Origin of the sequence: Aquabacter cavernae, from assembly GCF_003993795.1 — a bacterium.
GTDB lineage: Bacteria > Pseudomonadota > Alphaproteobacteria > Rhizobiales > Xanthobacteraceae > Aquabacter > Aquabacter cavernae.
Genome location: NZ_RWKV01000011.1, coordinates 32728 through 52820, shown reverse-complemented (window position 1 = coordinate 52820; position 20093 = coordinate 32728). Strand labels below are relative to the sequence as shown.

Sequence of the window (20093 nt, the reverse complement as noted above, 5' to 3'; positions counted from 1 at the left end):
GTGCTCCCCCAGCAGGGCTCTTAGCAAATCTCCTTCATTAGATTAATTCCGATTTACTGATTGCCGTGATAAGATTATCTGATGAAAAACGTCACATTGAGGCAGTTCCGCTATTTCGAGGCGCTGGCGCGTCACGGCCATTTCCGGCGCGCGGCGGAGGCGTGCGGCATCTCCCAGCCCGCCCTGTCCATGCAGATCAAGGAACTGGAGCAGGAGGTGGGCACCGAGCTGTTCGAGCGCAACGCCCGGCAGGTGCGCCTCACCAGCTTCGGGGAGGAGTTCGCGCCCCGCATCCGCGACATCTTGCGCTCCATCGACGAACTGGGAGATCTGGCGCGGGCCTCGGGGGAGCGGCTCATGGGGCGGCTGCGCATCGGCGTCATCCCCACCGTCGCGCCCTATCTGCTGCCCACCTTGCTGGGCAGCCTGGGCAGCCGGCATGCCGGCCTCGACATCCATGTGCGGGAAACCCAGACGCCGCGCCTCCTGCAGGAGCTGGAAGACGGACGGCTGGATACCGCCATCGTCGCCCTGCCCACCTCGGAACCCTCGCTGATCGAGATTCCCCTGTTCACCGAGAGCTTCGTCCTGGTGCGGCCCGGGACGGACGCGGGAAAGCCGGTGCCCGCCCCCGATGCGCTGCGCGAGATGCGGCTCCTCCTGCTGGAAGAGGGGCACTGCTTTCGGGATCAGGCCTTGTCCTTCTGCCATGTGGACGTCCGCGCGACCCCGCGCGACTTCCTGGAGGCCAGCTCCCTGTCCACTCTGGTGCAGATGGTGGATGCGGGCATCGGTATCACGCTGCTCCCGGAAATGGCCGTGGGGGTGGAGACTCGCTCGGCCTCGGTCTGCGTGGCGCGCTTCGGCAATCCCCAGCCCTCGCGGACCATCGGCATGGTCTGGCGCAAGACGAGCCCGCTCACCAAGCAGTTGGTGCAGATCTCCGAAGCCGTCCGCACCTCCGCCGAACTGCTGCGGGAACGCACTGCCGCGGGATGACGAACCGCCCCCTCCTCAGGGCCGGGCGAGGATTTCCACGGTGGCGGTGCGGCCTGCCACGAGGCCCGCGTCGGGCGGGATTGCGTCCAGCGTGATGCGCACCGGGATGCGCCGCGCCAGCCGCACCCAGTTGAAGACCGGGTTGACGTTGGACAGGAGCCGTCCGTCGGAGGGGATGTTGCCCGAAATGGCGGCCGCGATGCCCTGCACCTTGCCGTAGAGCGTCGCCCCGCCCATGAGCGTCACCCGCGCGGGATCGCCCACCTTGATGCCGGGCAGCTTGGTTTCCTCGAAGAAGCCGTCCACCGCGAAGCTGTCCGTGTCCACCAGGGCGAAGACGCCCTTGCCCGTGCTCACATAGTCGCCCGGCCGCACGTCGAAATTGGTCACCACCCCGTTCACCGGTGCGCGCACCACGGCGCGCTCCAGATTGAGCTGGGCCACGTCGCGGCTGGCCAGTGCCTGATCATAGGCGGCCTTGGCCATGGCGGCGGCATAGCGCTGGTTGGTCACGGCCTCCTGGGTCTCGGCGAGATCCCCGGCATTCTCGTAGCGGGTGAGGATGGAGGCGGCCTCGTCGCTCGCCGCCTTCTTGCTCGCCAGATCCGCCTCGGCCTGTCGCAGAGCGAGGGTGAAGCGGCTGGGATCGATGCGGATCAGCACGTCGCCGCGCTTCACCGCCTGGTTTTCCCGCACCGGCACCTCGCTCACCAGACCCGACACGTCCGGCGCGATCACCACCACGTCCGCATGGACGAGGCCGTCGCGGGTCCAGGGCGCCTCCATGTAATAGCGCCACAGGGCCAGCCCCAGCCCCCCCGCCACCACCAGCAGGACCAGGGTCGCGGCCACGCCGCCGGCGGTACGCATCACAGTCTTCATGTCAGGACCACCACATGTTGGCGGGAAGCGCGAGAAGCGCCGTCAGGATGATGAACAGGCACACATTGAACAGAGCCGGGTGCCAGATGTGCCGGTAGACGCCGAGCCATGCCAGGAGCCGGGCCAGCAGGAGGCACAGGATGGCGGCGATGAGCGCGGCCACCAGCAATTGCGGCACATAGATGCCGAGAAAATCATACGTGGCCACGCGCCCCTCCCCTCATGCCGCCCGCCCCTGTCCCAGCATCAGCCCGCGCCGCAGGGAGACCAGCGCGGACAGGCCCGCCTCCGCCCGGGGACCCGGCGCGCCCGCCATTTCCGCGCGCATGGAATCCAGCGTGGCCAGCAGGCCGGAGGGGTCGGGATGCCCGCCTCGGACCAGCAGGCGGAAATGCGCCTCCACGTCCGCCAGCAGGCGCTCGAACGTCCCCCGCGCGGCCGCCGTCACATGGGGGGACAATTGCGCGAGGGCCAGCACGCCCTCGGCGGCGAACAGGGTGGCGAAGGCCACTTCCCCGTCATCGCCCCGGCGCGGCGTCAGGGTCGGCGCCAGCAGGCCGAGCCGGTCCACCAGCCGCCGGGTGATGCCCTGGCGTCCGGCGGCATCGGGCAGGCGGGCGAGGGCCGCCACATCTTCCCAGCCGTGGCGCAGCAGGCGGATGGCGGCCTGCTCGGCCGAGCGCGGCCGCAGCAGGCTGACCGCCGCCAGCGCCACGCACATGCCCACCACCGCCGCGCTGTTGCCGTTGGCGAAGGCGGCAAGGTCGCCGGAAAACATGTTCTGCAGGCCCAGCAGGGTGGTGAAGGTGATGGTGATGCCGAAGCCCACACCCGCCGTGCGCGGCATCGCCATCAACACGCCGCACACCAGCAAGGCGGGGAACAGGACAAGGCACATCTGCGCGAAGTCCGTCACGAAGGGCAGGATGGCGAACTGGTAGACGAAGACCAGCACCAGCGCGATGAGCGCGGCATAGATGAACTCGTACAAAGCGGGCACCGGCCGGCTCTGGGAGGCCGTGACGCTGGCGGCGATGGCGATCATCATCATGGCCGTGGCGCCGTCGGGCCAGGCGGTGAGGATCCAGAAGGCGGCATTGACCCAGAGCGCCAGGATGAGCGCCAGGGCCGCGCGCCGGGCATTGCCCGCATCGATGGGCGCCAGAGCGGACATGGGCCCGGCGCCGGGCACGCGCAGCGCCGAGGAATCGGGCGCCCGCTCCGTCTTCAGCGCCTGCCAGAGGGTGCGGCAATCCTCGCGCACATCCACATAGGCGTTCACCCGTTCGGCAAGGTTGAGCAGCGTGGCGGCGCGCCATCCCTCGCCCCCCTCCGGCACGCGCCGCGCCGCATCCGAGAGCGCGCGGGCGCAGGCCGCGCCCTCCTGCGGGTCCGAATCGATGCCCCGCTCCGCCCAGAGGGCCAGCCGCTCCAGGCTCGCGGCGAGGGCGGGATCAAGGGGCCCGTCCAGGCGCAATTCCACCAGCCGGTCGCGGATCTCGGCCAGCAGGCGCAGCATGAGCACCGCATGGCCGTGAATGGAGCGGATGACGACGCGCATGGCCCGCGACACGGCGGGCTCGTAGGAAAGATAGATCATCAGCGCCTGGAGCGCGGTGATCTCCCGCGCGAGGCCCCGCTCGCCCGACGCCATTTCCTGGCGGGTGAGGGTGCCGCGCAGCAGCCCGGCGGCCTGCGCATCGGCGCTCCGCAGCCATTGGCGCATGCGGGCGAGCCCGGCGGCGTGGGAGGTCTGGGGCAGCACCAGCGCCGAAAACACCGTGGCGCAGAGGATGCCGAGGCCGATCTCCTGCACCCGCGTCACCACCACGTTGAACAGGCCCACCGGGGCATCCACGTTGGGAAAGCCCATGATGGCCGCCGAATAGCCCGCGAGCATGAACACATAGGAGCGGGGCGTGCGGTCGCGCAGGGAGAGATAGAGGCAGCCCCCGATCCAGAGGGAGAGCGCGAGGGTCAAAAGAACCGGCGCATCCACCAGGAGCGGAAGGGTCATGAGGGTGAACAGGCCACCCACCAGCGTGCCGATGATGCGATAGAAGCCCTTGGCCAAAGCCGCGCCGGAAATGGGCTGGGAGACGATATAGACCGTCGCCATGGCCCAGGCGGGCCGCTCCAGCCCGACCAGGAAGGCGATATAGAGCGCCAGCATGGCCGCGAAGAAAGTGCGCGCGGAGAAGACGAGGGCCGCCCAGCCCGGCGGGAGCCGCTGCAGGCTCCAAGCGTCTGTGGCGGCGCGAGCGTCTGTGGCGGCGGCGGTCATTAAAGCTCCGGATGACGGGCCAAGGGTGCGGAGCGGAAGCGATCCGTCAAGGCCGGGGAGCTATGCCGTCCACATTTCGGCGGGACGTTGCCGGATTGCAAAAGCGGGCGAGACGGGAGGCGGCTCGATCTACAGCCGCACGATGAGGCCCGGCCTGCGGGACACGCGGAGCGCGTCGCGGCCCTGTCGATCGAACCGAATCGACCCTTCCGGCGAGAGCCGGGGACCGCCGTCAGGCGGCGGGAAGGGGATAGGTGACACAGACGCACCGCCCCGGACTGTCGGGACGGGCATGACCTTCACCGCAGGCCCTCAGGGCGGCGCGACACGCGCCAGCCCGGGCATGAGGGACGTTTCGTGACGGCGCGAAGAGACGCCGTCACGCCACCGGGAACGCCACGCTCACTTGAGCGGGTTCTTGCCGGTGCGCTGCAGGTAATGGGCCAGTTCACGCTCAGCCTTGATGGTCTGGGCAGCGACGATGGCGTCAAACAGGCGCGCGAAGAAGCCCGCCTTGGGGGCCGTCGCGGACGGGGCGGCATAACCCTTGCGGGACGACAGCGTAACCGTGCTCATGAGGAACCTCCGCTGGATATGGCCATCCATGGCCATGATGCGATGCATGATAGGCCATGCTGCATCGCAGCGGAAGAAATAGGTCAGCATGGCTGACCTGCATGAAACGCGGGCGTGGTCGTTTTTTAAGCGACGCTCTCGCGGGCGCGCCTCGGCCGGGCCGCATCACGACCCGCCCGGCAAACGCCCTTAGAACTCAGCTGCGCAGCGGCATACCCGCCCGCTGGCCGAACGCATCCGGAAGGGGAAGGCTGGCATGCACCGCCTTCATTCCGGAAATCCGCTCCAGCACATCGTCGGGAAAGGGAATGGAACGGCCGCTGGCCATGTCCACATGCTCCACCATCTGCTCGCTCACCGCGAACACCCAGCCTTCGTCGGCCCGGTGAAGCTGGAGGAAGACGTGAAGGCGGCGCTCGTCATAATCCACCAGCCGAACGGTGGCCCGCACCGGGCCGCCCGAGCCTGGGCCGCGCAGGTGGCGCACCTGGATCTCGGTGGTGGCGAAGGACGAGCGTCGCGCCCGCTCATAGTGCAGGCCAAGTCCCAACAAGGCGAGCGCCTCGGTTCGAGCGCGCTCGAAGAGCAGATACGAGTAAGCCATATCCAGATGGCCAGTGGTCTCGACCCATTCCGGCTCGATCGCCATGGGCGAGGAGACGAAGGGAGCGAAGAAGACAGGCTCGAAGTCGGTTCGGAAGCCCATGGCACCTCTCCGTTGCTTCATTGCATGACGTTAAGGCAGTGTGCCCTGTAGAGCCTCAATCGTCACGGCCTGATCTGGCGCAAAAATGTCGAAGCTGCGGAAAGTTCGCGCAGATTTCGCGGTGGTGGCGCGACCCTGAAACGCTTTGCGCCCTGCGCCATGACGATTAGTCTGGCGCCGGCAGCCGACGGTAGGCCCACGAATTAAAGGAATTTTAAATGTTTTCTGCGGAGGCCAAGGTGGATCCGGCGCACGGGCGCGCCGTCGAATCGGCACTCGCGGCGCTGGGCGAGGCGCTCGGTCACAAACTCGTGACTTCGCAGGCCGTGCGGGAGCAACACGCCAACATCACCACCTATCTGCCCAACGAAGCCCCGGACGGCGTGGTTTTCGCGGAAAGCGTGGCGGATGTGCAGGCGACCCTCGCCGTGTGCCGGGACCACCGCCTGCCGGTCATTCCCTTCGGCACGGGCACCTCCCTGGAAGGCCATGTGAACGCGCCGCGCGGCGGCATCAGCCTCGATCTGTCGCGCATGAACCGCATCCTCGCCATCCATGGGGAGGATCTGGACTGCGTCATCGAGCCGGGCGTCACCCGCAAGCGCCTCAATGAGGACCTGCGCGACCAGGGCCTGTTCTTCCCCATCGATCCCGGCGCCGACGCCTCCATCGGCGGCATGGCTTCCACCCGCGCGTCCGGCACCAATGCGGTGCGCTATGGCACCATGAAGGACAATGTGCTCGCGCTGAAGGTGGTGCTGCCCAATGGCGACCTCATCACCACCTCCCGCCGGGCCAAGAAAACCTCCGCCGGCTACGATCTCACCCGCCTGTTCATCGGCGCGGAGGGCACGCTCGGCGTCATCACCGAACTTACCTTGCGCCTCTACGGCATTCCCGAGGCCATCACCGCCGGGGTCTGCCCCTTCCCCACCATCGGCGATGCCTGCAATGCGGTGATCGAGACCATCCAGTCGGGCATACCGGTGGCGCGCATCGAGCTTCTGGACGAGGTCCAGGTCCGCGCCTCCAACGCCTATGCCAAGCTGAGCCTTGCCGAGACGCCCCATCTGTTCCTGGAATTCCACGGCACCCATGCCGGTGCGCGCGAGCAGGCGGAGCGCTTCGCGGAGATCGCCGCCGCCCATTCCGGCGGCGCCTTCGCCTGGGCCGACAAGCCGGAAGACCGCACCCGCCTGTGGCAGGCCCGGCATGACGCCTATTGGTCCGTGCTGCCGCTGCGCCCCGGCGCCAAGGCGGTGGCGACCGACGTGTGCGTGCCGCTCTCGCGGCTCGCCGACTGCGTCATGGAGACCAAGCGGGACATCGAGGCCAGCGGCCTCATTGCGCCCATTGTCGGCCATGTGGGCGACGGCAACTTCCACACCACGCTCATGGTGGATGTGGACGACCCGGCTGACATGGCCAAGGCCAAGGCCTTCATGTCCCGCATGGTGGAGCGGGCGCTGGCCATGGACGGCACCTGCACGGGCGAGCATGGCGTCGGCCAGGGCAAGATGAAATATCTCTCCGCCGAGCACGGCGCGGAAACCCTCGATGCCATGCGCGCATTGAAACGGGCATTCGACCCGTTGGACATCATGAATCCGGGAAAGATCGTCACCATCTGAGGCACCGGGCCAAGGGGCGGCGCGGAAACCCAAGCGAGGGCCATCGGTGCAGGGTCTGCTCATCACCATCGCCACCGCGATCATGCTGGCGGTCGGCGCCGCATTTGCGGCGCCCTTCGTCGTGGACTGGACCGCGTGGCGCTCAAGCTTCGAGAGCGAGGCGAGCCGCGTCCTGGGCGTGCCGGTGCTCATCCGGGGGCCCATCGAGGCGGAATTGCTCCCCTCCCCGCGCCTCACGCTGCGCACGGTCAGCCTCGGCGCCGACAGCGTGTCCAGCGGCGGCACCGTGGACGAGCTGAGGGCGGAATTCTCCCTGGGCGCGCTCATGCGCGGGCAGTGGGAGGCGCGCGGCGTGGTGCTGGTCCAGCCCAAGATCCGCATCGTGCTGGACACGGCGGGCCGCCTCGTCGCCCCAACGGGTGCCGGCGCCCCCGCGAACCTCACCATGGAGCGGGTGGCGCTGGAGAACGGCACGCTCACCTTCATCGACCGGTCCGCCGACCGGACCGTGGACGTGTCCGACGTCACCCTGCGCGGCGAGATGCGCGCCGTGTCCGGCCCCATGCGGCTGGAGGGCGAGGCCACCGCCTTCGGGCAGCGCCACGGGGTGCGCCTCTCCGTGGGCAAGCCTGCCGACGAGGGCGCCCGCCTGCGGCTCATCACGGAGGCCAAGGCGAAGGCGCTCACCACCGACCTCGATGGCCTGCTGCGCCTCGATCGCGGCACGCCCCGCTTCGAGGGCCGCGCCACGCTGGCACGCGGCGGCCCGCCGCCCGCTTTGCCGTGGCGGATCAGCGCCACCGCAAAGCTCAGCCCCGAGGCCCTGGTGGCCGAGGGCCTCGACCTGTCGCTCGGCGACGAGGCCCGCCCGGTGCAACTGGCGGGTTCCGCGCGCCTCTCCTTCGGCCGCGCCTTGGGGCTCGACATGGTGCTGAACGCGCGGGCGGTGGACGCCGACCCGCTGCTGGCCCAGGGCACCGCCCCGCGCACGCCGGGCGAAGCGCTGGCCGCCCTCGGCCATGTGTTCGCGGACCTTCCCGCGCCCGGCCTCCCCGTCCGCATCGGCGCCGCCGTGGACCAGCTCACGCTGGGCGGCACGGTGGTGCGCGACGCCCGGCTCGACCTCACCGGCCAGCCCTCCGGCTGGCGCATCGACACCGCCGAGGCCAAGCTGCCGGGCCAGACTGCCCTGCGCCTGTCGGGCACGCCCGCGCCGGGCGCGGGCACCACCTTTGCCGGCGAACTGTCCGTCACCTCCCAGGAACCGTCCGCCTTCCTGCGCTGGGCGGCGCCCCAGGGCGCGGACCCCTATGCGGCGGCGCTCACGGCCCCCGTCCGCCTGTCCGCGCGTCTCTCCGCCCGGCCGGAGCGGCTGGCGGCGGAAGGCGTGCAGCTCAGCGTGGGCGAGGCCAAGGCCAGCGGCTCGGCCGTGCTGGCGCTCGCATCCACGCCCCGCCTCGACCTCGACCTCGCCTTGGAGGGGCTGGACCTCGACCCGGTGATCGCCGCCGCGCGCGGTGGCCTGTCCGCCATGGGCGGCACGCTGGAGGGCACGGTGGCGCTCCAGGGCAAGAGCCTGCGCCTCTCCGGCCTGCCGCTCGGCCGCCTCGCCTTGAAGGCGGACGCGGTGGATGGCGGCTGGGCGCTGCGCCAGTTCAGCGTGGAGGATCTGGCGGGCCTGAAGATCGACGGCAGCGGCCGCTTCGCGCGCCTCACCGCCCCTGTCGAAGGGGAGATCGCGCTCACCCTCTCAGGGAGCGCGGCGGACGGCATGGTGCCTCTCGCCCGCCTCGTGGCGGGCTCCGAGGCCGGCGATGTGCTGGCGCGCCTCGCCCCCGTCGCGGCCCCCGTGGCGCTGTCGAGCCGCGCCCGATGGCTGCCGGACGGCAGCGAGATTTCGGCGGAAGGCACGCTGGGCATCCTGTCCGGCCGGGCGGTGATCGCCCGGGGGCGGAGCGGCGCGCCGGAGAAGGCGGACGTGGCCATTTCCGCCACCGACGCCGCCCGCGCCCTTGGCGTCGCGGGCATCGCGGACCTGAAACCGGGCCAGGGCGCCGGGCGGCTCGACCTCACCCTCACCCCCGCCCCCACGGGCGCCCGGTTCGAGGGGCGCCTCGCGCTGGGGCAGACCCTCGCCACCGGCAGCGGCACCGTGCGCTTCGCGCCGGACGGCACGCTGGAGCCGCGCGTGCGGGCGCGCCTCGAAAGCCCCGACCTTGCCGGGGTGTTCACCCTGCTGGCGGGCCTGAATATGGGTCCGGTTCCCGCTCGCCTCGGCTTCGATCTCGCGCGGGATTCCGGCGCCTGGCGGTTCGACGCCATTGACGGCGCGGTCGCGGGGGCTCCGATCTCCGGCGCCATCGCGCTGGAAGGCGGCGGGACCGTGCCGCGCATCACCGGCACCCTCACCACCGAAACCCTGTCCCTGGCCCGCATCATCGGCCTGTGGGGCGCGCGGCCCTCGGGCCAGGAGGCGGGCAATGCCATCTGGTCCGCCGCCCGGTTCGACCTTGCAAACCCGCTTCAGGCCAGCCTGTCGCTCACCCTCGCCGCCCGGCGGCTGGCTTTGTCCGATGCCTATGTGCTGTCCGAGGGGCGCGTGGGGCTGGTGAGCGAACCGCAGGTGCTGGAGGTGCGGGACCTCACCGGCACGCTGGGCGGGGGCACCGTCTCCGGCGCGCTCACCTTGCGCCGCCGTCCCGATTCGTTGGCCGGAGACGGGCGGCTGGTTCTGGAGGGGGTCGCGTCATCAGCCCTCCTGGCGCCGCTGTCGCCCGCCGCCCCGCCCTCGGGGCGGGTCAATCTGGCGCTCGACCTTGTGGGCGCGGGCCGCAGCCCGCTCCTGTTCGTCCAGAGCCTGTCCGGGCAGGGCACGCTGGGCATTTCCGGCCTGTCCATTCCCGGCGTGGACCCCCGCGCCCTCGCCGCCGTGCTGGCCGACACCGCGGCCGGCGCGCCCCCGGACGAACGGCGCACCGCCCAGATGCTCGACCGCGCCCTGCAGCGCGGGCCCCTGAAGCTGGAAGAGGTGGAAGGCGCCCTGAGCGTGGTGAACGGCACGATGCGCCTGTCGCCCGCGCGGGCCAGCGTACTGCCGCCGGGCAGCGTCTCCGACACGCCCGTGCGCACCACCTTCAGCGGCACCTTCGATCCCGCGCGGCTGCTCATGGATATCGGCCTCACCCTGGATGCCAGCGAGCCGGGCGGCGCCGATGCGGGCGGGGTGATCCAGTGGCGCGGGTCCGCCTCCGCCCCGGAGCGGCGCATCACCGCCGTCGCCCTCGCCAATGCCATCGCCATGCGGGCCATCGAGCGCGAGACGCGGCGGCTGGAGGAACGGCAGGGCTTCGCCCCCGCCGGAAACCCGCCCGCGCCGGCTCCGGGCCAAACCCCGGCGGTTCCGGTCCCGGCTGCGCCCACGCCGCCTGCCCCGGCCCCCGCTGCCCCAGCAACAGCGGCCCCGGCTGTGGCCCCGACTGCACCGGCCCAAGCAAGCCCGGCCGCGCCGCCTGCGGCGGCCCCGGCCGCCCCCAACCAGGCGTCTCCGGCCCAAAGTGCCCCGGTCCAGGCGGCTCCAATCCAGGCGGCTCCCGCCCCGGCCGCGCCTGCTCCGAGCGCCCCGTCCCAGGCCGCGCCGACGCCATCGGCCCCGCCGCTGGCCGCCCCGGTCCAGGTCGCGCCCAACCCGGCGGTACCCGCCCAGACGCCGCCCGCACGGGCCGCGACGACGCCACGCGCCCCAGAGGTACGCCCCTCGGAAACACGGCCCGTGGAGACACGCCCTGTGGAGACACGGCCGATCACACCGCGCCCGGCGGAACCGCGCCAGGGACAAGCGGCCGCGGCGCCGTCCGGCGGGTCCGCCCCGCCGCTCGCACCGCCCCAGGACATCAAGCCGCTCGCCCAGCCCCAAGCCGTGCGGCCGGAACTGGACGACCTGCCCTATCGCGCGCCTGCGGTGAGCGGCTTCGGCACCATACCGCGCCCGCCCGTCGGCCTCCCCGGCCAATGACATGCCCACCAATCCGAGAGCCGCGCTGCGCCTGAGCGGGCCCGCGCAGCGTCGGCCTCCCCGGCGCGATCCACCACAGGACCGGGCCGCTAAGGCGGGACGAAACGGCTGAGGACTGGTCACCGGCGGATCAGGCGTCCGCGCGGCGCTCCAGCGTCACATAGGTGAAGGGCGCCTCGTCGCCCGGCCCCTGGAGCGGGCCTTCATGGGCCACTTCGCGCCAGAGTGCGGGGTCGTAGGGCGGCAGGATCACGTCGCCCTCGGGCGACAGATGCACCTTGGTGAGATGCACCCGCGCGGTCAGCGGCAGCGTATCGGCGAACACCCGGCGCCCGCCGATCACCATCACCTCGTCCGCGCCCATCTCGCCCATGGCCTGCGCGGCAAGGGCGAGGGCCTCCGGCAGGCTGCGGGCGAGGCGCACGCCCTCCGGCACGGTGAAGGCGGGATCGCCGCTCACCACCACGGAGATGCGCCCCGGCAGCGGGCGGCCGATGGACAGGAAGGTCTGCCGCCCCATGAGCAGCGGCTTGCCCCAGGTGAGGGCCTTGAAGCGCTTGAGATCGGACGGCAGGCGGAACGGCAGCGCCTGTCCGCGCCCGATGACGCCGTTCTCGCCCATGGCGACGATATGGGCCAGCGGCGCGCTCATGCCGCCACCCGCAGGTCCAGCGCCCGCCGGGCCGCCGCGACTCCAGAGAGGTGCGCGCCGTGGCAGGTGGAGAAATCATCGACCCGCGCGGCTTCGCCCGCGAAATGGATGCGCTCGCCCACCATTTGGAGCAGGTTCGCCCGCAGATGGGCGCGCCCGGGCAGCGCGCTGGAATAGGCGCCGCCAATGAAGGGATCGGCCGCCCAGCCGGTGGCCTGCCGCGTGGTGACATGGGCGGCGATGGAGGTGCCGAAGGCGGATTTCAGGGCATCGAGCATGGCATCCTCCAGGGCGCCCGGCCCGTCCGCGAGGCGCGCGGCGGCGAAATCGCCCCCCATATGCCCCACCGCCAAAGGCGGATGGCCGGGCAGGATCTGGAAGCTCACCGGGTCTTCGCCCAGCACGGTCACGCCCGTGCGCTCGGTGAAGCCGAACACGTCCCGGTCGAAGGCGATGGCCACCTTCTCCGCGATGCCCTGGGTCAGGCCCGCAAAGCTCTCCGCCATAGGCGGCGGCAGGTCCGGCGTGAAGGCGAGCCGCCCCTCCGCGATAACAGCCACGGGCACGGTGACGATGACGGCGCGGGCACGCACATCCCCGCGCGGGGTCTCCAGCCGCACGCCCGCGCCCGACCAGTCGATGCGCGAGACCGGGCAGTCCAGCGTCACCGGCACGTTCGCGCCATGGGCCCGCACCAGCGCGCCATAGCCTTCCAGCACCGGCCAATTGGCGTCCGTGTCCACATAAGCCGCGAAATCGCGGGCGGAGATGCGCTCGGGCGGGCTCGCCGTCATGAGGGACAGCCAATGGCGCGCGAGGCGCCCCCACGGGCCGTCCAGGGGCACGGCCGCGCTCGCGGCGATGTCCTGTCCCGCCGCGCCGGCCGCGCGAACGCCCTCGAAGGCGTCGTCCACCGCCTCCTGCGCCGCCGCGATCTGGTCCGCGTCCACCCAGCTGCCCGCCTGCCAGAGATGGCGCACCAAAGGCGTGGAGGTGGCGCGATAGGTGAAGCCGAGGGCATCGGCGATGGGCACGAAGGGATTGGTGCGCGCGGCATGCAGCCAGTGGCAGCCCATGTCCCAGGGGCGGCCGAACGTCTCGATGTCGGTATAAGCGCGCCCGCCGGTGCGGGAGGCCGCCTCCAGAACCACGAACCGCGCCCCCGCCGCCTGGAGCGTGCGGCCCGCCGCAAGCCCGGCCGCACCGGCTCCGATGACGGCAACGTCGAATTCGGCAGGCATGACCTTATCCGGTAGCGAAGGAGATGCGGGACAGCCGCGCGGCCGGTGTCCCGGCAGGATTATGTGGAGGCGTTATTTCTTGCGGAACACGTCGAGGCGCACCACTTCCGCGCCGCCGCTGGGCCGCTCGTCCTCGGGCGTATCGCCGTCCTGCGTGTTGGAGGCCGCCGCGGGGGTTACGGGCGTGCCGCTCGCCACCACGGGCTCGGACGCCGCACCGCGAACGGTGGACCGCACGGAAGAAATGGTGCCGATGGACGGCGTCGCCGACGTGTCCGGGCTCTCCGCATCCGCCTCGCCGGCGGTCGCCTCTTCCGCCAGCTCGAACTGCAGGCCGAACTTCACGGAGGGGTCGAAGAAGCCCTTGAGGGCGGAGAAAGGCACCACCAGCTTTTCGGGGACGCCGCCGAAGGAGAGGCCGACCTCGAAGGCGACATCGCTCACGACCAGATCCCAGAACTGGTGCTGGAGCACCACGGTCATCTCTTCGGGATACTTCTCCCGCATGCGCTGGGAGAGCCGCACGCCGGGGGCGCGGGTGTCGAAGGCGATGAAGAAATGATGGTCGCCGGGCAGTCCGTCCCGTGCCACATCCTGAATAACCCGGCGCACCACGCCGCGCAGGGCGTCCTGAGCCAGAAGGTCGTACCTGATGTGATCCGTCGAAGCCATCGCGCGCAACCGAGCCGGGAACGCCTGCTCCGCGGCGGAAGATGAACCCCGCCCGCCGACCAAACACAAGAAGGACGCCTTCCCTTCAGGTCCCGCGGCCAAAAGGAAGTGGAGGCTTCTGTTGCCAGGTGCCTCCGAACCCCGCCTATCCAGTGCTACCCGGTAGGACTTTGATTTCGATCGTCAAACCGCTCACGCGGCCTGAGCAACCGGAGCATAGTTGTCATTCGCAACTATAGGTCGGCCCGATATCGGCGGAACCATGCCGAGCGAAAGAAAGCCCTTTACACCCTCGTCGATCCTGTTTCGCCCCCGCCGCAGCCCAACGGCGGTGCCGATGGGCTGGGGTGGAGGCGCCGGGTACTGCCCCCGGGTCCGAAAGGCTTATTCCGACAACCGTTTATCGCCATAGCCGGCTTGCGCCGGCCCCATGAATATAAGGGCGGGCGCGTCATGATGAAAGAGGCGACGCGGGAATTCGCCCGCGCCTGTGCACGGTTCGCGCCCGCGCGGCGTTTCCCGGCCTATCCGTCCGAGAGCGGATGCAGGTCCCGCACGAGGCCCGCGAGGCGCTCGTCCAGCACATGGGTGTAGATCTGGGTGGTGGAAATATCGGCATGGCCCAGCAGGGTCTGCACGATGCGCAGGTCCGCCCCATGGGCCAGCAGATGGCTCGCGAAGGCATGGCGCAGAACGTGGGGGGAGAGGCAGGCGGGGTCGATGCCCGTGGCCAGGGCCAGGTCCTTCAGGTCGAGCGCGGCATGCTGGCGCGTCAGGTGGCCGGTGGCGCCGGAGGAGGGGAACAGCCATTTGGAGGCATCCAGCCCCGCCTCCCGCCGCGCGTCCAGATAGGCCGCCATGGCCGCCTTGGCGGCGGCGCCCAAGGGCACCAGCCGCTCCTTGCCGCCCTTGCCCGTGACGATGATGGCATCGGCCCGCGTGCGGGCGGCGCTGGCGGGCAGAGCGGCCAGCTCGGAAATGCGCAGGCCGGTGGCGTAGAGCATCTCCACGAGGCAGACGGTGCGCAGGCGCCGCAGCCGCTCGGTGGGCCGCGCCGCCGCGCCCGCCCGCGCATGGGCGGTCTCGATGAGGCGGCTGACATCCTCCACCGTAAGCACCTTGGGCAAGGGCCGCCCGCGCTTCGGCCCCTCCAGGATGGCGGCGGGATCCTCTCCCCGGTGCCCTTCCGCATAGAGGAAGCGGTAAAGCTGGCGCAGGGCCGAGAGGCGGCGGGCGATGGTGGTGGATTTCAGGCCCCGCCCGTCGAGATCGGCCAGATAGGCGCGCAGCGCCCCGGTCTCGGCGGCGGCGAGGCTGGTGCCCTGCCCGCTCAGGAATTCCGACAGGTCCGACAGGTCGCGGCGATAGGCGTCCAGCGTGTTGGCGCTCGCCCCGCGCTCCACCGCCTGCATGTCAAGGAACAGGGCGAGGGGCCCCGCGCCGGTCATTTGGAGAACTTGTCCGCCGGAACGGTGAAGGTGACGTCGCGCACCACCGGCTCGACCCTGTTGGCGAGCCACCACGCCCCGCCATAGGCACAGCCGGCGAGGATGGCGATGACCACGAGAACTCGGACGAGGCTTGCCAAATGTCGTGCCCGAATCAGCTTCAGTGGGAGGACAGCTTCTCGTCGCATGGCCGCGCCGTGCTTTCAACCGCATTGCCGCACCGGGGAGGCGGTGCTACTGGCGGGGCCGAGATCATGCGGGATCAAGCGGGAAAGGGGTCGCGGACGTGACCAGCGAGGCAGTGGGAGAGGGACATGACGCCGCCGCCGAAGTGCTGCGGGCGCGTCTCGGCCGCCGGACGCTGGTCCTGGTTGGCATGCCCGGTGCCGGCAAGTCGTCCGTGGGCCGCCGCCTCGCCAAGCGCCTCGGCCTGCCCTTCTTCGATGCCGACGACGAGATCGAGAAGGCGGCGGGCATGAGCATTCCCGAAATCTTCGCGAGCCGCGGCGAGGCCGAGTTCCGCATGGGCGAGCGCCGGGTCGTGGCGCGGCTGCTGCAGAACGGCCCGGCGGTGGTCGCCACGGGCGGCGGCGCCTTCATGAATGAGGAGACGCGCGCCGGGGTGAAGGACAATGGCCTGTCCGTCTGGCTGCGCGCCGACCTGCCCACCCTGCTGCGGCGCGTGAAGAAGCGCAATGACCGCCCGCTCCTGACCGGCGGGGATGCCGCCGAACGCCTCGCCGCCCTGCTGGAGGCGCGCGAGCATGTCTATGCCCTGGCGGATGTGACCGTGGAATCCCGCGAGGTGGCGCACGAATCCGTGGTGGCGGAGGTGATCACCGCCGCCACCCGCCATTTGGACGGGGGGACGGACGCGCCCCCTTCCGACCCTTCCTGAGGACCTTTCCATGACGGCCGCCCCCGCCAGTCCCGCCGACACGTCCGGCCTGCGCACCGTGCGCGTGGACCTGTCCGGCCGGGCCTATGACATCGCCATCGGCCCCGGCCTGCTCGCGAGCCTCGGCACCCGCATCGCCGCTTTGCGCCCCGGCGCGCGGGTGGCCATCGTCACCGACCGGAACGTGGCGGACACGCATCTCGCCACCGTGGAACAGGCGCTCGATGGCGCGGGCATCGCCCATTCCGCCATCGTGGTGGCGCCGGGCGAGAAGACCAAATCCTATGCGGGCCTGGAACAGGTGACCGAGGGGCTGATCGCCGCCCGCGTGGAGCGGCGCGACCTCGTCCTCGCGCTGGGCGGTGGCGTGGTGGGCGACCTCACCGGCTTTGCCGCCGCCGTGCTGCGCCGGGGCGTGGATTTCGTCCAGGCCCCCACCACCCTGCTGGCCCAGGTGGATTCCTCCGTGGGTGGCAAGACCGGCATCAATTCGCCCCAGGGCAAGAATCTGGTGGGCGCGTTCCACCAGCCGGTCCTGGTGGTGGCGGACACCGCCGCTCTGGATACGTTGCCGGCACGCGAACTGCGCGCGGGCTATGCGGAAGTGGCCAAATACGGCCTTCTGGGCGACGCCGCCTTGTTCTCCTGGCTGGAATCCAAGGGCCGCGAGGTGATCGCCGGGGGCGAGGCGCGCGGCGAGGCGGTGGCGGCCAGCTGCGCCGCCAAGGCCGCCATCGTCGCCCGCGACGAGAAGGAGACGGGCGACCGCGCTTTGCTCAATCTCGGCCACACCTTCGGCCATGCCCTGGAAGCGGGCGCGGGCTTCTCCCATCGCCTGCTCCATGGGGAGGCGGTGAGCATCGGCATGTGCCTCGCCTTCGCCTTCTCCGCCCGCCTCGGCCTGTGCACCGGCCAGGACGCGGTGCGCGCGCAGCGGCATTTGGAGAGCGTCGGCCTGCCCACCCGTATCGCCGATGTGCCGGGCGATCTGCCCGACACGGACGGGCTCATGACGCTCATCGCCCAGGACAAGAAGGTGAGCCGGGGCGCGCTGACCTTCATCCTGACGCGCGGCATCGGCGAAGCCTTCATCGCCAAGGACGTGGACGGGGCGCAGGTGCGCGCCTTCCTCCAGGACATGCGCACCGCCTGAGGCGGGCTCGGCCATCTGACGCCGCGCGGGCTTGGGCGGGGGTGATCCCAGCCCCGCCGCCCTCAGGCGTGCTCGGACAGGTTCGTGATGCGCGGGTTCTCTCCGGTCAGCGGATTGTCCGGGTCATAGGCATAGGTCAGCGTCTCGAAGCGCATGGAGAGCGCGTCGATCATCAAAAGGCGCCCCACCAGCCCCTCGCCGAAGCCGACGATGGCGCGGATCACCTCCAGCGCTGCCAGAGACCCCGCAATGCCCGCCAGCGCGCCCAGCACGCCCGCCTCCGCGCAGGGCGCCACGGTGCCGGGCGGGGGCGGCTCGGGGAACAGGCAGCGATAGGTGGGGTTGGGCAGGCCGTCCGGCCCGCTCTCATGGGGGCGCAGCGTGGTGAGGGTGGCGTCGAACGTGCCGAGCGCCGCCGTCACCAGCGGCCGACGCGCCAGGGCGCAGGCGTCGGAGACCAGATAGCGGGTGGCGAAATTGTCCGAGCCGTCCACCACCACGTCCACGCCGGAGATCAACGCCAGCGCATTCTCCGCCGTCAGCCGGGTGCGGTGCAGTTCCATGGCCACATGGGGGTTCAGCGCCGCCACCATGGCGCGGGCGCTCTCCACCTTGGGGCGGCCGATATCGTCGGTGCGGTGGATCACCTGCCGCTGGAGATTGGAGAGGGACACCTCGTCATCATCCACCAGCACGATGCGCCCGACGCCGGCGGCGGCGAGATAAAGCAGGACAGGCGCGCCCAGGCCGCCCGCCCCCACCACCAGCACGCTTGCGGCCTTCAGCTTCTGCTGGCCGGGGCCGCCCACATCGCGCAGCACGATGTGGCGGGCATAGCGTTCGATCTCCTCGGGCGAAAAGGCCATGGCGGCACGCTCCTCAGGCGGTCGCCGCCAGGAGGCGGGCCGCCCGCACCACCACATCGGCCAGTCCGCGCGTGGAGGCAAGCCCCGCCACCTCGTCGGGCCGGAACCAGCCCACTTCCGTGGCCTCGGGGCCGGGCTGGGGCTCCCCCGCCTGCCAGAGGGCGGCATGGGCCACTACCACGAAATGGGAGGTGAGGACGCCCGCCTCGTCATGGCCGATGAAGTCCAGCGCCGCCGCGACGCCCAGCACCTGCGCGCGCACGCTCACCTCTTCCATCACCTCGCGTTCGGCGGCCTCCGCCAGGGTCTCGCCCGGCTCCACCCGCCCGCCGGGCAGGCTCCACAGGCCGAGGCCCGGCGCGAAGCCGCGCCGCGCCAGCAGCACACGCCCGTCACGGAACACCGCCGCGCTGGCGGCGAGCGTCGGGCGCACGGCGGCAGGGGTGGGAAGGCTCATCTGCGCTCCTGGTGCCCTGCGCCGCATATCCAGCCCCTGGATGCGCCCGCCGGGCCTTTGCTATTACCTTCGCGGATCGAAAGGGGCACGCGAATCGTGACGCAGAAGACCCGCTCCGCAGCACCGGCACAAGTCGCGCCCCGCGCGTGGCAGCGCATGCTCTCCGGCCGCCGCCTGAACCTGCTCGACCCCTCCCCGCTGGACGTGGAGATCGAGGACATCGCCCATGGCCTGTCGCGCATGGCGCGCTGGAACGGCCAGACGGAAGGCGACAACATCTTTTCCGTGGCCCAGCACGCCTTGCTGGTGGAGCGGCTGGCGCGCCGGGCCTTCCCCGATATCGACGCGCGCTGGCGCATGGCCGTGCTGCTGCACGATGCCCCGGAATATGTGATCGGCGACATGATCTCGCCCTTCAAGGCGGTGATCGGGGGCGACTACAAGGCGGTGGAGGCGCGGCTTCTGACCGCCATCAGCCTGCGCTTCGGCCTGCCCGCCGCATGGCCGGAGCCGCTGGTGAAGATCGTGAAGGCCGCCGACCGCTCCGCCGCCTATCTGGAGGCCACCCGTCTCGCCGGCTTCGCCTCGCACGAGGCGCGGCGGCTGTTCGGCCAGCCCACCCGCCTCGACCCCGCCATCGAGGCGGATTATCTCTCTCCCTGGACCGCCGCGGCGGCCAAGGGCCGCTTCCTGGCCCGCTTCGAGGAGCTTTCGTCATGATCCATGTCTGCTCCCTCGCCCGCCTGCACGAGACCGTGGAGCGCACCGGCGCGCGCCATGTGATCACGCTGATCAATGGCGGCACGGTGCTCACCCGGCCGAGCAATGTGGACCCCACCAACCACCTCTTCCTCGGCCTCAACGACATCGTGGACGAGATGGAAGGACTGGTGGCCCCCGCCGAGCACCACATGCACGAATTGCTGGATTTCGTGCAGAGCTGGCCGCGCGAGACACCGCTGGTGATCCATTGCTTCGCGGGCATCTCCCGCTCCACCGCCGCCGCCTACGCCACCTTGTGCGCCCTGCTGCCGGGGCGCGACGAGGCGGAACTCGCCTGGGAATTGCGGCGCGCCTCGCCCACCGCCACGCCCAATGTGCGCATCATCGCCTTGGCGGATGCCGCCTTGCGGCGCGAGGGCCGCATGGTGAGCGCCATCGCCGCCATCGGCCGGGGCGGGGACGCCTTCGAGGGCGATCCCTTCGCCTTGTCGCTGGACTGAGGCGGTCAGGTCGCCTCGAAGCCGTCCGGGAAGACATGGGCGCCGTCCGGTCCGAGCGGCAGGGGCACCGCGCTGGCCGCGCGCGTCACGGGCAGGTCGGCATAAAGATGCGGGAACAGGTCGCCGCCCCGCGAAGGCTCCCAGCGCAGGGCATCGCCGAGCGTGGCCGGATCCACGGCCACAAGGAGCAGGTCCGCCTGCCCGGCGAAGTGGCGGCGCGCGGTCTCGCGGGCTTGGGTCACGGTGGAGAAATGGATGTAGCCATCGGCCACATCCACGGGCGCGCCGGTGAAGCGGCCCGCCTGCACGGCCTGCGACCAGAGAGCGGCCGGCACAATCTTGAAGATGTAAGCGGGCAGTGTCATCCTTGGTTTCCCGTGGCGGGCGGTCTTC

Annotated in this window: 20 protein-coding genes and 1 other RNA gene; 7 read left to right on the top strand and 14 right to left on the bottom strand. The window is 71.0% G+C overall.

From position 1 onward, the window contains the following. The first annotated feature begins 81 nt into the window (after positions 1-81). Positions 82-999 carry a LysR substrate-binding domain-containing protein gene (locus EJJ38_RS13140; protein ID WP_127090602.1) on the top strand — a complete coding sequence of 306 codons (918 nt, stop codon included), beginning with the start codon at positions 82-84 and terminating at the stop codon, positions 997-999. A gap of 15 nt (positions 1000-1014) precedes the next feature. Here EJJ38_RS13140 and EJJ38_RS13135 read toward each other — a convergent pair whose 3' ends face one another. The 5 genes from EJJ38_RS13135 to EJJ38_RS13120 form a co-directional block, all read right to left on the bottom strand. Next, complete coding sequence (locus tag EJJ38_RS13135; RefSeq protein ID WP_127090601.1) at positions 1015-1881, bottom strand: efflux RND transporter periplasmic adaptor subunit; 867 nt, start codon at positions 1879-1881, stop codon at positions 1015-1017. A gap of 1 nt (position 1882) precedes the next feature. Next, positions 1883-2089 carry a DUF1656 domain-containing protein gene (locus tag EJJ38_RS13130; RefSeq protein WP_127090600.1) on the bottom strand — a complete coding sequence of 69 codons (207 nt, stop codon included), beginning with the start codon at positions 2087-2089 and terminating at the stop codon, positions 1883-1885. Positions 2090-2101: 12 nt separating this feature from the next. Further along, positions 2102-4165: an FUSC family protein gene (locus EJJ38_RS13125; RefSeq protein ID WP_127090599.1), complete on the bottom strand. Its 2064-nt coding sequence runs from the start codon at positions 4163-4165 to the stop codon at positions 2102-2104. A gap of 402 nt (positions 4166-4567) precedes the next feature. Further along, positions 4568-4741 carry a hypothetical protein gene (locus EJJ38_RS20330; protein ID WP_164738502.1) on the bottom strand — a complete coding sequence of 58 codons (174 nt, stop codon included), beginning with the start codon at positions 4739-4741 and terminating at the stop codon, positions 4568-4570. 196 nt (positions 4742-4937) lie between these two features. After that, entirely contained in the window at positions 4938-5447 is a 510-nt protein-coding gene (locus EJJ38_RS13120) for a thioesterase family protein (RefSeq protein WP_127090598.1), read from the bottom strand. 218 nt (positions 5448-5665) lie between these two features. On the opposite strand from EJJ38_RS13120, the gene EJJ38_RS13115 reads away from it, so the two are divergent. Together EJJ38_RS13115 and EJJ38_RS13110 are read left to right on the top strand one after the other, a co-directional pair. Continuing rightward, on the top strand, positions 5666-7078 hold the full coding sequence (locus EJJ38_RS13115; RefSeq protein WP_127090597.1) for an FAD-linked oxidase C-terminal domain-containing protein: 1413 nt from the start codon (positions 5666-5668) through the stop codon (positions 7076-7078). 46 nt (positions 7079-7124) lie between these two features. After that, positions 7125-11090 carry an AsmA family protein gene (locus tag EJJ38_RS13110; protein WP_127090596.1) on the top strand — a complete coding sequence of 1322 codons (3966 nt, stop codon included), beginning with the start codon at positions 7125-7127 and terminating at the stop codon, positions 11088-11090. 130 nt (positions 11091-11220) lie between these two features. On the opposite strand, the gene EJJ38_RS13105 is transcribed toward EJJ38_RS13110, so the two are convergent. The 6 genes from EJJ38_RS13105 to EJJ38_RS20325 all read right to left on the bottom strand — a co-directional run bounded on the left by EJJ38_RS13105 (position 11221) and on the right by EJJ38_RS20325 (position 15243). Further along, positions 11221-11742 (bottom strand): dihydrofolate reductase, encoded by a 522-nt coding sequence (locus EJJ38_RS13105; RefSeq protein WP_127090595.1) that lies wholly within the window; start codon positions 11740-11742, stop codon positions 11221-11223. Continuing rightward, a complete protein-coding gene (locus tag EJJ38_RS13100) occupies positions 11739-12983 on the bottom strand; it encodes a flavin monoamine oxidase family protein (protein ID WP_127090594.1) in 1245 nt (414 codons plus the stop codon). The genes EJJ38_RS13105 and EJJ38_RS13100 overlap by 4 nt, the downstream gene beginning before the upstream one ends. A 72-nt stretch (positions 12984-13055) precedes the next feature. Continuing rightward, positions 13056-13655 (bottom strand): SspB family protein, encoded by a 600-nt coding sequence (locus EJJ38_RS13095; RefSeq protein WP_127090593.1) that lies wholly within the window; start codon positions 13653-13655, stop codon positions 13056-13058. A 107-nt stretch (positions 13656-13762) separates the two neighbouring features. Continuing rightward, positions 13763-14121: a transfer-messenger RNA gene (gene ssrA, locus EJJ38_RS13090) on the bottom strand. Between the two features lie 58 nt (positions 14122-14179). Then, positions 14180-15103, bottom strand: a complete 924-nt coding sequence (locus tag EJJ38_RS13085) for a site-specific tyrosine recombinase XerD (RefSeq protein ID WP_127090592.1) — start codon at positions 15101-15103, stop codon at positions 14180-14182. Next, positions 15100-15243: a hypothetical protein gene (locus EJJ38_RS20325; RefSeq protein ID WP_164738501.1), complete on the bottom strand. Its 144-nt coding sequence runs from the start codon at positions 15241-15243 to the stop codon at positions 15100-15102. Before EJJ38_RS20325 ends, EJJ38_RS13085 begins: the two co-directional genes overlap by 4 nt. Before the next feature lie 146 nt (positions 15244-15389). Here EJJ38_RS20325 and EJJ38_RS13080 point away from each other — a divergent pair, with 146 nt between their 5' ends. Continuing rightward, complete coding sequence (locus EJJ38_RS13080; protein ID WP_127090591.1) at positions 15390-16001, top strand: shikimate kinase; 612 nt, start codon at positions 15390-15392, stop codon at positions 15999-16001. A gap of 10 nt (positions 16002-16011) precedes the next feature. Continuing rightward, positions 16012-17154 (top strand): 3-dehydroquinate synthase, encoded by a 1143-nt coding sequence (gene aroB, locus EJJ38_RS13075; RefSeq protein ID WP_127090590.1) that lies wholly within the window; start codon positions 16012-16014, stop codon positions 17152-17154. Positions 17155-17216: 62 nt separating this feature from the next. Here the strand turns inward: aroB and EJJ38_RS13070 are convergent, their stop codons facing one another. After that, entirely contained in the window at positions 17217-18020 is an 804-nt protein-coding gene (locus EJJ38_RS13070) for a HesA/MoeB/ThiF family protein (RefSeq protein WP_127090589.1), read from the bottom strand. 13 nt (positions 18021-18033) lie between these two features. Next, positions 18034-18477, bottom strand: a complete 444-nt coding sequence (locus EJJ38_RS13065; RefSeq protein WP_127090588.1) for an NUDIX hydrolase — start codon at positions 18475-18477, stop codon at positions 18034-18036. 156 nt (positions 18478-18633) lie between these two features. Here EJJ38_RS13065 and EJJ38_RS13060 point away from each other — a divergent pair, with 156 nt between their 5' ends. Continuing rightward, positions 18634-19197: an HD domain-containing protein gene (locus tag EJJ38_RS13060; protein WP_127090619.1), complete on the top strand. Its 564-nt coding sequence runs from the start codon at positions 18634-18636 to the stop codon at positions 19195-19197. Beyond that, positions 19194-19700 (top strand): tyrosine phosphatase family protein, encoded by a 507-nt coding sequence (locus EJJ38_RS13055; RefSeq protein ID WP_127090587.1) that lies wholly within the window; start codon positions 19194-19196, stop codon positions 19698-19700. The genes EJJ38_RS13060 and EJJ38_RS13055 overlap by 4 nt, the downstream gene beginning before the upstream one ends. Positions 19701-19705: 5 nt before the next feature. Here EJJ38_RS13055 and EJJ38_RS13050 read toward each other — a convergent pair whose 3' ends face one another. Beyond that, positions 19706-20065 (bottom strand): DUF952 domain-containing protein, encoded by a 360-nt coding sequence (locus EJJ38_RS13050; RefSeq protein ID WP_127090586.1) that lies wholly within the window; start codon positions 20063-20065, stop codon positions 19706-19708. Positions 20066-20093 lie beyond the last annotated feature (28 nt).

Bases quoted from the DNA above. Each gene is read 5' to 3' on its own strand.
- EJJ38_RS13140 (WP_127090602.1), top strand. From the start codon at position 82: ATGAAAAACGTCACATTGAGGCAGTTCCGCTATTTCGAGGCGCTGGCG.
- EJJ38_RS13135 (WP_127090601.1), bottom strand. From the start codon at position 1,881: ATGAAGACTGTGATGCGTACCGCCGGCGGCGTGGCCGCGACCCTGGTC.
- EJJ38_RS13125 (WP_127090599.1), bottom strand. From the start codon at position 4,165: ATGACCGCCGCCGCCACAGACGCTCGCGCCGCCACAGACGCTTGGAGC.
- EJJ38_RS20330 (WP_164738502.1), bottom strand. From the start codon at position 4,741: ATGAGCACGGTTACGCTGTCGTCCCGCAAGGGTTATGCCGCCCCGTCC.
- EJJ38_RS13120 (WP_127090598.1), bottom strand. From the start codon at position 5,447: ATGGGCTTCCGAACCGACTTCGAGCCTGTCTTCTTCGCTCCCTTCGTC.
- EJJ38_RS13115 (WP_127090597.1), top strand. From the start codon at position 5,666: ATGTTTTCTGCGGAGGCCAAGGTGGATCCGGCGCACGGGCGCGCCGTC.
- EJJ38_RS13105 (WP_127090595.1), bottom strand. From the start codon at position 11,742: ATGAGCGCGCCGCTGGCCCATATCGTCGCCATGGGCGAGAACGGCGTC.
- EJJ38_RS13100 (WP_127090594.1), bottom strand. From the start codon at position 12,983: ATGCCTGCCGAATTCGACGTTGCCGTCATCGGAGCCGGTGCGGCCGGG.
- EJJ38_RS13095 (WP_127090593.1), bottom strand. From the start codon at position 13,655: ATGGCTTCGACGGATCACATCAGGTACGACCTTCTGGCTCAGGACGCC.
- EJJ38_RS13085 (WP_127090592.1), bottom strand. From the start codon at position 15,103: ATGACCGGCGCGGGGCCCCTCGCCCTGTTCCTTGACATGCAGGCGGTG.
- aroB (WP_127090590.1), top strand. From the start codon at position 16,012: ATGACGGCCGCCCCCGCCAGTCCCGCCGACACGTCCGGCCTGCGCACC.
- EJJ38_RS13070 (WP_127090589.1), bottom strand. From the start codon at position 18,020: ATGGCCTTTTCGCCCGAGGAGATCGAACGCTATGCCCGCCACATCGTG.
- EJJ38_RS13065 (WP_127090588.1), bottom strand. From the start codon at position 18,477: ATGAGCCTTCCCACCCCTGCCGCCGTGCGCCCGACGCTCGCCGCCAGC.
- EJJ38_RS13060 (WP_127090619.1), top strand. From the start codon at position 18,634: ATGCTCTCCGGCCGCCGCCTGAACCTGCTCGACCCCTCCCCGCTGGAC.
- EJJ38_RS13055 (WP_127090587.1), top strand. From the start codon at position 19,194: ATGATCCATGTCTGCTCCCTCGCCCGCCTGCACGAGACCGTGGAGCGC.
- EJJ38_RS13050 (WP_127090586.1), bottom strand. From the start codon at position 20,065: ATGACACTGCCCGCTTACATCTTCAAGATTGTGCCGGCCGCTCTCTGG.